The organism is Parvibaculum indicum, from assembly GCF_011762095.1.
Classification (GTDB): Bacteria; Pseudomonadota; Alphaproteobacteria; order Parvibaculales; family Parvibaculaceae; genus Parvibaculum; species Parvibaculum indicum.
The window spans coordinates 16,116-28,632 of the sequence record NZ_JAASQO010000003.1 but is presented as its reverse complement, the minus strand read 5'-3'; the positions used below and the strand labels follow the sequence as shown (position 1 = coordinate 28,632).

Sequence of the window (12,517 nt, the reverse complement as noted above, 5' to 3'; positions counted from 1 at the left end):
GCAAACGAAAAACGAGGCGCGGAAGAGACCATATAAATCAGAGTTGTCGCATGAACGCTAATGTCCTCAAATCCGAACAGCCCTCGGCTGCAACGGTAAAATCCGCGACCCGTGTTCTGGAGATTTTCGAGTATTTCGACGAAGTAAGACGCCCAGTGACGATTCAAGACGTAGCGCAGGCGCTGAGTTATCCTCATTCCAGCACCGCCGCCCTTCTGAAAAGCCTCGTGAGCCTCGGTTATCTGGAGCACGACGACCGGGGCAAGACTTTTTTTCCAAGCATCCGGATATCTCTGCTGGGAAACTGGGTGGAAGCCGAGGCGTTACCGATCCGGAATGTCCAGCGCCTTATGAGACGGCTTTCGGCCGATACGGGATGCACGATCATCCTCGCCGCGCGTCTAGGTGCTTATGCTCAATATGTGAAGGTGATTCAAGGTACGTCGCCCATCCGCTTCCATGTCAAGCCAAGCACCAAGCGAATGCTCGCTTTTTCGACGATTGGCCGCGTTCTGCTGAGCGAACTTCCGTTGCCCGAAGCGAGACGTCTGATTCATGATGCCCTTGCCGCCATGCCGGAGCGGCGGGAATCGATGCAGGAGATCGAAGACGAACTGCAAAGAATCAGAAAACGCGGCCTTGCGCTTTACAGCGATCTCGTGACGCCGGGAGCGACCATGCTGTCGATGCCCATTCCGATTGGCCCGTCCGGACGCTCGGTCGCGATCGGGATAGCCGCTCCCAACGAGTATTTTCGCAATCGTAAACAACCGTTCACGGCGTTACTGAAAAACGCTATCGCCGAGCACATCTCACAAAACGGGCAAGGCTTTAAGGAGACTGTAGACGACGAGGACCAACTTGAAATCGACGACGATACAGCGCCATAATCATCCGAGCTTTGTATCCAGGAAGCTGGCCATCTCGTCGATCGCCGCGCGGCCTTCGCTCAAGACCGGCGCAAACCAGTGCCAGACATGAATCATCTCCGGCCAGACATGGAGATCGACGGATACGCCAGCCTCTTTCAATCTATCGGACAATAAGTGGCTATCCGAGAGCAAAACCTCCGAACTGCCTACCTGAATCAGGAATGGCGGCAATCCATTGAGATCGGCGTATACGGGCGATGCCAGAGGCGCCCTGCGCGGGGTTGAAGTTCCCAGATAGGCCGCCGTCCACAGCTCAAGATCGGCATGGCGCACCATCGGGTCCACATTCGCTTTCGCGCCATAAGAGGCACCTTTATTTTCAAGATTGGCCCACGGCGAAATACAAACGGCCGCAGCCGGAAGTCTGAGACCGGCATCGCGCGCCGCCAGAAGCACGGCGACCGTCAGGCCGCCGCCGGCTGAATCCCCCGCCACAGCGAGCTTCGCCGGGTCGACGCCCGTCTCGGTCAACCAGCGATAAGCAGCAAGCGCATCATCGACCGCCGCCGGAAATGGATGCTCTGGAGACCGCCTGTAGTCGATCAGCAGAACCCGGCCATTCAGGGCAAGAGCTGTGTGCGCCGCAAGATGGCGATGCGAGTCGAGAGAACCAAGCGCATAGCCTCCTCCATGCAGATAGAGCAAAACCCGCTTGCCGGCACCGGCAGCCGGCGCCAGCCATTCGCCGGGAACCCCGCCGGCGGAAACCGGCGTGACCGTCACGCCTTCGGGAAGACCGAACGCCTTGCCAGCCTCGTCATACGAGGTACGAAAATCCTCAAGAGAACGAGCCTCCCCTGTCACAAGGCCCGCAAGCAGCTGACGAACGACAGCAAGTTCCTCAAGACTCATTCTTCACGCCCTCCTCAGGCTGCTGCGCCATGGCGCAGCAGACGGCCCGGCAAACGACCTTCGGCGCCCAACACATCGACGCCATTGCGCCGGATCAATGTCCCGTTGACGACGACGGCCGAAATGCCCGAGGCATCGGAAATCAGCCGGTCTTCGCCAGCAGGCAGGTCATAGACCCTGCGAAGGGAACTTGCGCCAACCGTTTCGGCGTCGAAGATCAGGACATCGGCGGGCATTCCCACAGCGAGGCGACCGCGATCCTTGATGCCGAACACCTCGGCGGGCCGCGATGTCAGCATCCGGACCGCCTCCTCCAGCGTCAAAACGCGCTTTTCACGGACCCATCTTCCGAGAAGATGCGTGGAAAAACATGCATCGCAGAGTTGGCTCGCATGCGCGCCTGCGTCCGAGAGGCCAAGCACCGTGCAGGAATCACGCAGCAACGTTGCCACTTCGTCTTCGTCGGCGTTTGCGACAGGCAGGCGGAACCGTGTCTGCAGATCGCTTTGAATCGAGAGATCCAACGCAAGATCGATCGAGTTGCATCCGAGTTCCGCTGCGACGTCACGCACCAGCCGTTCCGCGAATTCCGGCCGATCCGGACAATAAGCGATGACCGCCTTGTCCCATGCATTGAGGATCGGACCACGCATCGCATCCCGGAATCCCGCCCGGAAAGAGTTGTCGGCGTAAAGCTTCAGTTTTTCCGCGTGGTCCGATTTGTTCACCGGCGCGAAGACCGGCATGCTCTGGAACAGAAACGGCTGATCGAATCGAAATTCAAAATTGAGCGGCCTGCAGGTGACCTGCGGAAACACCGCGTAACCAGCCGACTGAAGTTCGTTTGAGCGCGCCAACTGCTCGGCTGCGGAGCCGACATTCAGCACCCCGCCACCGCCCAGCAACGCCGTCCAACTGACATGGCGACCGGAAACGCGGTTCAATTCCGCGAATTCATCAAATGACAGTTCCTTGCCGACAGTCGCCTGTATCACGCCTTCGCCCGCCTCGCCCAGCGCCGACGCAATCTCCCGTATCTCGCTGAACGCCGCCAGTCGGCTTGGAACCGGCCTGCCCTCGTAGCCCACATGCGTCGGCGATTTCGATGTCGCATAACCGAGTGCGCCCGCTTCGAGGCCCTCGCGCATCAGACTTTTCATATGCCTGACCTCCTCCGGCCGCGCCGCCCGTTCAGTGGATTCAGGCCCGAGGGCATAGAGACGAAGCGGCGTATGCCCCAGAAGAACGGCTACGTTAATCAACGTACCCTTCTTTTCCACGACGTCGAGATATTCGGGAAACGTCTCGAACCCCCATTCGTCGCCGAGACCGGCCTCCAGCGCCTTGACGCTCATGCCCTCGACATTTTCGAGCGTCCGCAAAATAAGACCGCGATGCTCCTTGCGCGTCGGCGCAATGCCGAACCCGCAATTGCCTACCACGACCGTCGTCACACCGTGCCACGGCGAGATCGACAGATTCCTGTCCCACAGAAGCTGGGCATCGTAATGCGTATGTATATCGACGACGCCGGGGGCAACGACCTGCCCCCGGGCGTCGATAGTCGTCCTCGCCCCGGCGGGGGCCTGCCCCATAGCCACAACTTTGCCATCGCGAATACCGATGTCTCCGGCATAGCCCGGAGAGCCGGTGCCGTCGACAATGAATCCACCCACGATCTTCAGATCGTAGTCCATGAAAACGTCCTCCCCGTGAATCGAAAAAACCCGCGCCTTGACATCAGTATACGGATCGTCAAACGGCGAGCTTGTAGAGTTCAGCGACGTTGTCGTGGCATATCCAGTTGCGTTCCTGCTCGCTCAGATTTTTCGTGTGCTCTTCCAGCATTGCCTGCGACCAGGGCCAGGTCGAATCCGAATGCGGGAAATCGTTCGCCCACATCAGGCGGCGAACATTGCACATATCCTTCATCCTGAAGGCAACCCAGTCGTCCTGGAACGTCACATAGATGTTGTCGTTGAAATAGTCGCTCGGCATCCGCTTGAGCGGCGGCGCCTTCATCCAGTAGCGATGACGCTTGTAGGCATGGTCCATGCGATACATGTAGTGCGGAACCCAGCCCGCATCGGCCTCGACGCAGACAACCTTTAGGTCGGGGAAGCGATCGAAGACACCGCCGAATATGAAGGTGCCCATCACGTCCTGGCAGCCACGAATGATCGACAGGAAGCCGTTGATACGCGGACCCCGGACCTGCCCCGAAAGACTGTCCGATTTGCCGGTCAGGATGTGGAACGAGAGTGGCATGTCGCACTCGACAGCGGTCGCCCAGACCTTGTCGTATACAGTTGAATCATAATCCTCGACGGCGGGGTTTCCGGGCATCATCACACCCTTGAAGCCCATCTCCTTCGCATGCCTGATTTCCGCAACGCCATCTTCCGGTGATCGCATGGAAACCTGCGCAAGACCGTAAAGACGGTCGGGTGCCTCCCCGCAGTATTCCTGCAACCAGCGATTATAAGCGTCGAAGCAGGCCTTCTTGTAGTCGAAGTCGGGATGGTTGCAGATCACCATTCCGACCGTCGGATAGATGAACTCGGCCGCAATGCCATCCTTCTCCTGGTCCGCAACGCGGAACTTGGCGTCCCAGCCGCTCTTCCACAGGTCTTCGAAAGCGACACCCTCCGTCGTGATCTCCGCCGGATCCTTGCCGGCGGCGGCCACCAGCCCCATCGGAACCGGAGACCCCATACCATCGACGATGAAAGCGTCGCCAATCTTGTCGATCCGCTGGATGCGCGGCGCGCGATCGCGGAATTTGGGATCAATGTAATCAACATAGCAATGCGGAGGTTCGGTGATGTGCGAATCCGCGGATATGGGCTTCTTGATCATTGGCGCTCTCCCAGCATCGCATTTGGTTTCAAGGTCGCGACTCTTTTAATTTGACAATTTCTGATCATAAATCTTCGCTGGCGGCACAACCCGAGTCCAGATAAATTATATTCATGCAATCAAAAACACATATCTGTTATTCAGGGGAGACGCGAATATGACGATGGAACCGGCCCTGCTCGAAAAAAAGGGCCATATTGCGCTGATCACGCTCAACCGCCCGGAAGCGCGTAACTCGTTCAGTCCGGAAATGTTGGTCAGGCTTGCCGGCCATTGGGAGGAGGTGCGCGACGACGCGAATATCCGCGTCGCCATCGTCACCGGCGCCGGAGACAAGGCGTTTTGTTCGGGCGCGGATCTCGGGCAGCTCATCCCGCTCATAAATGGCGCACGCAAGCCGCAAAACGAATGGGACCAGAAAATTCTGGATGATCCGAATATCCTGGCCAACGGCTTGTTGCGCACATTCGATGTGACAAAGCCGGTCATCGCCGCGATCAACGGCTTTGCCGTCGCAGGCGGGATGGAGCTGGCACAAGGAACCGACATGCGTATCGCCGCGGATACGGCAAAGCTCGGCGTGCAGGAGGTCAAATGGGCGATTTTTCCGGGCGGCGGCTCAACGGTGCGTCTTCCGCGCCAGATACCCTATGCAAGGGCGATGGAACTGCTGCTCACCGGCGACCTGATCAGCGCGCAGGAGGCCTACGATCTGGGATTCCTGAATCGTGTCGTCCCCCAGAAGCAGGTGCTCGACGCAGCATTCGAACTCGCGGAGAAGATCGCCGCGAATGGGCCGATCGCCGTTCAGGCGATTCGCAAATCCGCCCGCGAATGTCTGGGACGCCCCGAGAGCGAGGCGATGGGTATGGAGTCGCGCTTCGCAGCCCCCGTGTTCAAGACCGAGGATGCCCGCGAGGGGCCCAAGGCATTCATGGAGAAGCGCAAGCCAAACTATAAGGGCCGTTGAAGCAAGAAACCGAAATCATTACCACGGGGAGACGTTCCGATGCAGTTCGGCATTCAGATGGTTTTTCAGAATTTCGACAGAGCCAACTCTGGCGTAACCGACGGCCAGGTCTATGACGAGGAGATCCGTCTCGGGCTTTTGGCGGAAGAACTCGGCTTTGACGCATTGTGGCCCGTCGAGCATCATTTCGAGGACTATTCGTTTTGTCCCGACAACACCCAGTTCCTGAGTTACATGGCGGCGCGCACCAAACGCATCAAGTTGGGCACCGGCGCTGTCATCCTTCCCTGGAATGTGCCCGTTCGGATCGCGGAAAAGGTCGTCCTGCTGGATCACCTTTGCCAAGGCCGAACGCTCTTCGGGATGGGGCGCGGTCTGGCGCGCAAGGAATATGACGGCATGGGCGTGAACATGGACGAAGCCCGCCAACGCTTCGATGAAGCAAGCCCGATGATTATAGACGCTCTCGAGACCGGCTTCATCGAAGGAAGCGGCCCCTTCTATCCGCAGAAGCGGATAGAAATCCGTCCCAATCCGCGCGGCTCCTTCAAGGGGCGCATCTATCAGGTCGCCATGTCGCCGGAATCCGTTCTTCAGTGCGCGAAGGCTGGCGCGCGGATGGTGATCTTCGCTCAAAAGCCGTGGGAAGCTCAGGCCGAGGCCGTCAAGGAATACAAGGCTGCGTACAAGGCGCAGCATGGCGAAGACGCGCCGCCGATCATGATATGCGACTTCACCTATTGCGACACCGATCCTGCTCGCGCGAAGGAGTTGGGACAGAAATATGTGACCAACTATCTGCTTTCGGTACTCGATCACTATGAACTGGCCGGCGAGCATTTTAAGAACGCCAAGGGCTACGAGTCCTATGCCCAGGCCGTCGACGCCATTCGCGCGCTCGGCAAGGATGGAATGGCCAAGACCTACCTCGATGTCACGGCCTGGGGGACGCCCAAGGAAATCGTCGAGAAGTTCGAATATCGCAAATCGCTTCTGGGCGAATTCGACATCAATCCCTGCTTCCTTTTCGGTGGCATGAGCTACGAGGAAGCAGCCGAAAGCATGCGTTCGTTTGCCAGACACGTCATACCGGCCCTGAGAAAGAGCAGCAAACGCAAGGTGGCTTGACGCGTCCGCTTCTGGAAGCCTCGTTCCGGTCTGGTCCATGAATTCGGCGACGACCCGGCTTTATCGTCGATCCCTTGGTAACGGCGATCTGGCGGCGTGGAAAGCCGGATGCTCCGATGCATCTCTCCGATCACAGGGATGCCTGCCCGATGAGCCGGTCCGGAAATTGCCGGGACAGTGCAGCGATGGCGAGCGCCTCTCCTCGCTCAAGATCGAACGCATGGCCCGCAAGATCGAACCCTCACGAAATAAACGAACTTCGCGGGCCGGAAAAGATGACGACAGCGCTGTTATGCTGACACCCGGGAAGAGCGGCACCGTCGAAGGCAAATGATTTCGGTTGATTCGGTATTCCAACGCCGCCGACTTTCAGGATCAGCACGAAGACGAGGTTTGGGTCGGGGGGATCCATCTCGACCCAAGGGGCAGTCGACGCCCGTCTTTCAAGGGGAGGATCGGGGGGAGGAACCTCGAAACCCGCGCGCCGACTGCGACTAGTGCTGACCGTCAGGTATTCTCAACATGAGACCGTCGAGATCGTCGGTCATCGTGATCTGACAAGCAAGGCGGCTGTTTTCCGTCGAACCTTCGGCAAATTGTAGCAAGTTGGCTTCCATGCCGCCGGGCTCGGCCATGCCGGTCCGGGCCATCCACGCGGCATCGACATGCACATGGCAGGTCGCGCAGGCGCACTCGCCCCCGCAATCGCCATCGATGCCCGGCACACCGTTGTTGACCGCGGCATCCCTCGCGGTTGTGCCGCTCTTGACCGCGATGGGATATTCGGCGCCGTCCGGCTCGATGAAAATGATTGTAGGCATTTTTTCTCATCAATCATGCAGGATGAAACGGCGCCTGGAGCGTTTTCGCGATGGAACGGGGGGCGCCGCTCCGTCGCGAACTAATGCGGGTGCAGTTTCACCGGCAAATAGGTGAACCCGCGAATGAAGTTGGACAGCGTTCTCTCCGGCGCGCCGACGACCTCCACCTTGCTAAAACGCTTCAGGATTTCTTCCCAGATGATGCGCAACTGCAACTCCGCCACGCGGTTCCCCATACAGCGATGGACGCCGAAACCGAAGGAAAGATGGTGACGGGAATTCGGGCGGTCGATGATGAACTCGTTCGGACGGTCGATCACCTCGTCGTCCCGGTTTCCCGAGAGGTACCACATGACGACCTTGTCGCCCTTTCTGATCTTTCTGCCACCGATTTCGGCGTCCATGAGCGCCGTCCGACGCATATGCGTCAGCGGCGTCTGCCAGCGGATGATCTCCGGGATCATTTTCGGGATGAGGCCCGGATCGGCCATGAGCTTGCGGTATTCGGCCGGGTTCTGATTAAGGGCGAGCACCCCGCCGCTGATGGAATTGCGCGTGGTGTCGTTACCGCCGACGATCAGAAGAAGCAGGTTGCCCAGAAATTCGAGATACGGCATGTCCCGCGTCGCCGGCGAATGCACCATCATCGAGATCAGATCGGGCTTCGGCGGCTCGTTGGCCCGCTTGTCCCAAAGGTCCTTGAAGTATTGCGCACATTCGAGGAGCTCCTCGCGGCGCTGCTCAAACGAAGAAACCACGCCCGTCTCCGGCGTTGCTGTCGTAACATCCGACCAGCGCGTGAGCTTGCGCCGCTCCTCCCAGGGGAAGTCGAACAGTGTCGCCAGCGTCATCGTCGTAAGCTCGATGGAAACCCGATCAACCCAGTCGATCTCCTCGCCGATGGGTAGCGAATCGAGAATAAACCCTGCACGCTCGCGGATGATGGGCTCCAGCAGAGCAAGATTGGACGGGGCGACCACCGGACTGACTGCCTTGCGCTGAGCGTCGTGCTTGGGCGGATCCATCGCAATGAACATCTCTAGTTCAAGCGACGCTTCGCCGCCCTGCATGTCCTGCAGGGCGATGCCACCAAGTTTAGCTTCCGAGGAGAACGTCTGGTGGTTCACCTCGACCTGCATGATGTCGTTGAATTTCGTTACCGACCAGTAGGGCCCGTAGGCGCTCTCGGGACAATAATGGACGGGGTCTTCCCGCCGCAGCCGAGCGAAGTAGCTCCCGATCGTGTCGCTTTGAAAGAGCTTCGGGTCGCTGACATCCATCTGAGAAAGCGGGACCGTCGAAGCCGGATCTCTAGCCAATGTGTCGGTCGTCATCTCTCCGTCCTCCCACTCGACAGCTATGCAGCATCCCCATCATAGCGTATGCAATCTTTTGTATAATTCATTATAATAAATCATGGACGATTCAGCGTCAAACGCTTTTGTCCCTCAGGCGCGCCCCCCCCCCCAAAAAAACCGGCAGCGAGGCTACCGCAGCTCCATTAATCCAAGACGAATCCCTCATAATCCTTGGCCGCAGCGGTATTGCACCGGTCCATATACATGGGCACGCCGGGGAAATTCAGAAGCTGCCGCGGTTTCCCGGGAACGTTGGCACCCATGTACCAGGAATCGGCCCGGGGAAAGAGCGTCATGTCGGCGATGGCGTTCAGGAACTGCGTCCATTCTTCCTCCGCCTGAGCGGTCGCCTCGATCCGCCGCTTGTTATTCTCGCGCATATGTTTGAGGCAACCGACGACCCACTCACCCTGCAATTCGGCGCATGTCGGGCCGTTGCAGAATCCGGAAGGACTCTGCGGACCGTAAAGAAAAAGCATGTTCGGGAATCCCGACGTCGCGAAACCGAGATAAGTACGCGCGCCTTCGGTCCATCTTTCCTTGAGCGTCACACCGCCCGTCCCGCGTATATCGATCTGGGTCAACCCGCCGGTCACGGCGTCGAACCCCGTCGCCAGAACAAGCATATCGAGTTCAACCAGACCATCCGCCGTGCGCACGCCTTCGGGAACTATTTCCACGATGGGCGTCTCACGCACATCGACCAGGCTGACGTTGTCCTGATTGAACACTTCGTAATACCACTGCTCCAGCGAAGGCCGCTTGACGCCGAAGGGATGTGGCGGCTCCATCGGCGCGAGTTTATCGGCCAATGCCGGATCCTTGATCCGGGCGCGGGTCTTGTCGCGCCAGAAATCGTACACGGTACGATTTGCTTCCTCATTCGTCAGGATGTCGGAGAAACCACCGATCCAGGGGTGGAAGCCGCCTTTCTGCCAAAGCCTTTCATAAAGCGCGCAGCGCTCTTCCGGCGGCACGTCCAGCGCGGATCTTTCGTCCCTAAGGATGTCGAATCCGCCAAACGTCTCCCGCCGTATACGGAATATCTCCGGATAATCGGCCTTCATCCGCTCCTGCGTCTCGACGTCGAGCTTGCGCTGCTGCATCGGCAGAGCGAGGATCGGCGTGCGCTGGAACACCGTCAGATGTGCCGCGTCCTTGCTGGCTTCCTGTACCACCTGAACGCCGCTCGCGCCGGTTCCCACGACGCCAACCCGCTTGCCCGTGAAACTGGCGCCTTCCTGGGGCCACAATCCCGTGTGAATGGATTCTCCAGCGAAACTTTCAAGACCCTTGTAGTTCGGAATATAGGGTTTCGAAGCAAAACCTGTGCAAAGGATAAAGAACCGGGCGTGCACGACGGCGCCATCGGTCGTGCGGATGACCCATTGATCGCGCGCTTCGTCGAATTCCGCCGCGCTGACGCGCGTGCCAAATCTTATGTCACGGCTGAGATCGAGTTTTTGGTCGACGTAATGGAAATAGCGGCGCAACTCATCCCAGGCCGGAAACCTCTCTGTCCAGTTCCAGTCGCGCCATAACTCCTCGATCGAAAATTCATAAATCGGGACATGAGAATCGACCCGCGCGCCAGGATAGCAGTTCCAGTACCAGATGCCCCCCATGTCGGCACCGGCCTCAAACAGGCGCACTTTGAAACCTTCTTGCCGCAAGCGGTGAAGCTGATAGATGCCATTGAATCCCGCTCCGACAATGAGGGCATCGAACACTTCGGCATCGTCATTTTTTTGCGTCTGGCTGGATTGTACCGAACTCATGAAAACCGCTTTCCTTCATATCCCCACCACGAAGCGGTGAGTGTCGTTCCGGAATTTACCTCATCGAAATCATATTCGGTCGCCGAGCATCTTCCTCGCAGCGCCGGGAGGGGAGCTGCGTTGCCTAAGCGGGCTTTGGATCGCGAATGAGAACGGTGCCCTGAGCCGCACAACAGGCGCGGCCCTCGTTCGTCACATCTATACGAACCACCGCAGTCGATTTTGTCATCGCGATCAATTCGGCCACTGCTACCACCTTGCCCGACGATACCGGCGCCAGCAGATTGAGCTTGAATTCCGTCGTGGCCGCCCACTGTCCTTTCCGCATATGCGGATAGCAAACGCAGCCGAGAACATGGTCGCACATCGCAGCCAGCACCCCACCATGCATGTTTCCGATCGGCGTCAACAGCCGGTCGGAAACTTCCATCTCGGCAGTGAGCTTGCCCGGCTCGATATGCGTGATGCGGACCCCCAGAAATTCGGGCAACCCTTTCATTGAATTGCTGGCGTTTATGAAACCCTCCGCGATCTCCTGGTTGAACTCCGGCAGTTTTGCAACAATTGTCATTTCGTTTTCTCCGAACCTTCAATGAATGATCCCAGGGCGCGCAGCCGAGGCTTACAGATAGGCGTTTGCGCTGCTCAACGAGCTTTCGGCGCTTTTCACGAGATCGGCCATGACTTCCGCAGCCGGCTTTACCTTGTGAATGAGACCCATGCCCTGCCCTGCGAAACCGGGAGCGATGTCTTTCCGCTTTACCGCCGCCGCCGCCGCCAGCACCGGCATCGCAACCATGGGCTGGAAGGGCATGGGCAACGGCTCCAGACCCGCCTCGACAAAAGCCTCGGACCACTTGTTGCGAATGATCCGGGCCGGCTTTCCGGTGACGGTTCGAGAAACAAGTGTGTCACCGTCGCCCGACTCGACAATCGCTTCCTTCTGGAAGTCCTCGATGCCCGCCTCGTCGGTGGCGAGAAACGCCGTACCGATCCAGGCACCTTCGGCGCCGAGCATCATTGCAGCCGCGATGCCGCGCCCATCGGAAATGCCGCCCGCACCAAGCACGGGAATGCGGCCCGCGATCGCATCGACAACCTGCGGAATGAGCGCCATCGTTCCAACGGGTGAATTGTGCCCACCCCCGTCATGGCCTTGCGCAACGATCAGGTCGATGCCGGAATTGGCCACCTGCAGGGCATGCTTTACCGCGCCGACGACCGCCATCACCTTGGTGCCGTTGGCGTGAAGCCGATCAAGCCATGGCCCCGGATTGCCGAGACCCGCCGCATAGACAGGAACCCGCTCCTCAACAACGACTTCCATTTGCGCTTCGAAGAATTCCTTGGAAAACAGCGGCGCGTTCGATTTTGACGACCGGTGAGCTTCCTCGGATTCCCGCGCCCTGGATTTCAGCGGCGGAATGTTTTCCTTCTTCAGAAAATCTTGCGCGAATTTTTGGTACTCAGGCAGCAAATCCATCGGAGACGGACCCGCCTTGCCTTTGTAGGCTTCCCTGCGCACTGAGGCTGGCAGCAGCGTGTCTACCCCAAATGGTTTGTCCGTCAACGATCGCGTTTCCCGAATCCATTCGCGCAGCTGATCGGGAGAACAAGCAGCCGCGCCAAGCACACCGAGGCCACCCGCATTCGATACCGCCGCCGCAAGCCGTGGAACGCTAGCGCCGCCCATACCGGCCAGCAAGATCGGGTATTTAATTCCCAGAATATCACATACTCGGCTATGCAGAGTCATAGCTAACCTCCCATGGGCGACTTCATCGGTCGCGTTATTTATGATCATAAATTAGCGACGCCC

12 protein-coding genes are annotated in these 12,517 nt (G+C 58.6%); 4 read left to right on the top strand and 8 right to left on the bottom strand.

The genetic code is table 11. The annotated features are described in order from the left end of the window. Nucleotides 1-50 precede the first annotated feature (50 nt). Nucleotides 51-890 (top strand): IclR family transcriptional regulator, encoded by an 840-nt coding sequence (locus FHS78_RS04535; protein WP_167090862.1) that lies wholly within the window; start codon nt 51-53, stop codon nt 888-890. Here FHS78_RS04535 and FHS78_RS04530 read toward each other — a convergent pair whose 3' ends face one another. From FHS78_RS04530 to FHS78_RS04520, 3 genes are read right to left on the bottom strand one after another with little or no spacing between them, the layout of a single operon-like run. Continuing rightward, nucleotides 891-1,784, bottom strand: a complete 894-nt coding sequence (locus FHS78_RS04530) for an alpha/beta hydrolase (protein WP_167090859.1) — start codon at nt 1,782-1,784, stop codon at nt 891-893. A 14-nt stretch (nt 1,785-1,798) separates the two neighbouring features. After that, nucleotides 1,799-3,481 (bottom strand): N-acyl-D-amino-acid deacylase family protein, encoded by a 1,683-nt coding sequence (locus FHS78_RS04525; RefSeq protein WP_167090856.1) that lies wholly within the window; start codon nt 3,479-3,481, stop codon nt 1,799-1,801. Between the two features lie 58 nt (nt 3,482-3,539). After that, nucleotides 3,540-4,643 carry an amidohydrolase family protein gene (locus tag FHS78_RS04520; protein ID WP_167090853.1) on the bottom strand — a complete coding sequence of 368 codons (1,104 nt, stop codon included), beginning with the start codon at nt 4,641-4,643 and terminating at the stop codon, nt 3,540-3,542. A 157-nt stretch (nt 4,644-4,800) separates the two neighbouring features. Between FHS78_RS04520 and FHS78_RS04515 the strand changes: the two genes are divergently transcribed. The 3 genes from FHS78_RS04515 to FHS78_RS19755 are packed head-to-tail and all read left to right on the top strand — an operon-like array spanning nt 4,801 to nt 7,075. Next, complete coding sequence (locus tag FHS78_RS04515) at nt 4,801-5,613, top strand: enoyl-CoA hydratase-related protein (protein WP_167090850.1); 813 nt, start codon at nt 4,801-4,803, stop codon at nt 5,611-5,613. A gap of 39 nt (nt 5,614-5,652) precedes the next feature. After that, the gene (locus tag FHS78_RS04510; protein WP_045448710.1) at nt 5,653-6,741 is read left to right on the top strand and encodes an LLM class flavin-dependent oxidoreductase; all 1,089 of its coding nucleotides are present in this window, start codon (nt 5,653-5,655) and stop codon (nt 6,739-6,741) included. Between the two features lie 37 nt (nt 6,742-6,778). Next, the gene (locus tag FHS78_RS19755) at nt 6,779-7,075 is read left to right on the top strand and encodes a hypothetical protein (protein WP_167090847.1); all 297 of its coding nucleotides are present in this window, start codon (nt 6,779-6,781) and stop codon (nt 7,073-7,075) included. 160 nt (nt 7,076-7,235) lie between these two features. Here the strand turns inward: FHS78_RS19755 and FHS78_RS04500 are convergent, their stop codons facing one another. From FHS78_RS04500 to FHS78_RS04480, 5 genes are all read right to left on the bottom strand, one after another. Next, the gene (locus tag FHS78_RS04500) at nt 7,236-7,562 is read right to left on the bottom strand and encodes a 2Fe-2S iron-sulfur cluster-binding protein (RefSeq protein ID WP_167090844.1); all 327 of its coding nucleotides are present in this window, start codon (nt 7,560-7,562) and stop codon (nt 7,236-7,238) included. Between the two features lie 80 nt (nt 7,563-7,642). Further along, nucleotides 7,643-8,896, bottom strand: a complete 1,254-nt coding sequence (locus FHS78_RS04495) for a cytochrome P450 (RefSeq protein ID WP_167090841.1) — start codon at nt 8,894-8,896, stop codon at nt 7,643-7,645. A gap of 167 nt (nt 8,897-9,063) precedes the next feature. Then, nucleotides 9,064-10,698 carry a flavin-containing monooxygenase gene (locus FHS78_RS04490; RefSeq protein ID WP_167090838.1) on the bottom strand — a complete coding sequence of 545 codons (1,635 nt, stop codon included), beginning with the start codon at nt 10,696-10,698 and terminating at the stop codon, nt 9,064-9,066. Between the two features lie 124 nt (nt 10,699-10,822). Next, nucleotides 10,823-11,269, bottom strand: a complete 447-nt coding sequence (locus FHS78_RS04485) for a PaaI family thioesterase (RefSeq protein ID WP_167090833.1) — start codon at nt 11,267-11,269, stop codon at nt 10,823-10,825. Between the two features lie 51 nt (nt 11,270-11,320). Beyond that, on the bottom strand, nt 11,321-12,454 hold the full coding sequence (locus tag FHS78_RS04480) for an NAD(P)H-dependent flavin oxidoreductase (protein ID WP_167090830.1): 1,134 nt from the start codon (nt 12,452-12,454) through the stop codon (nt 11,321-11,323). Nucleotides 12,455-12,517: the final 63 nt, after the last annotated feature.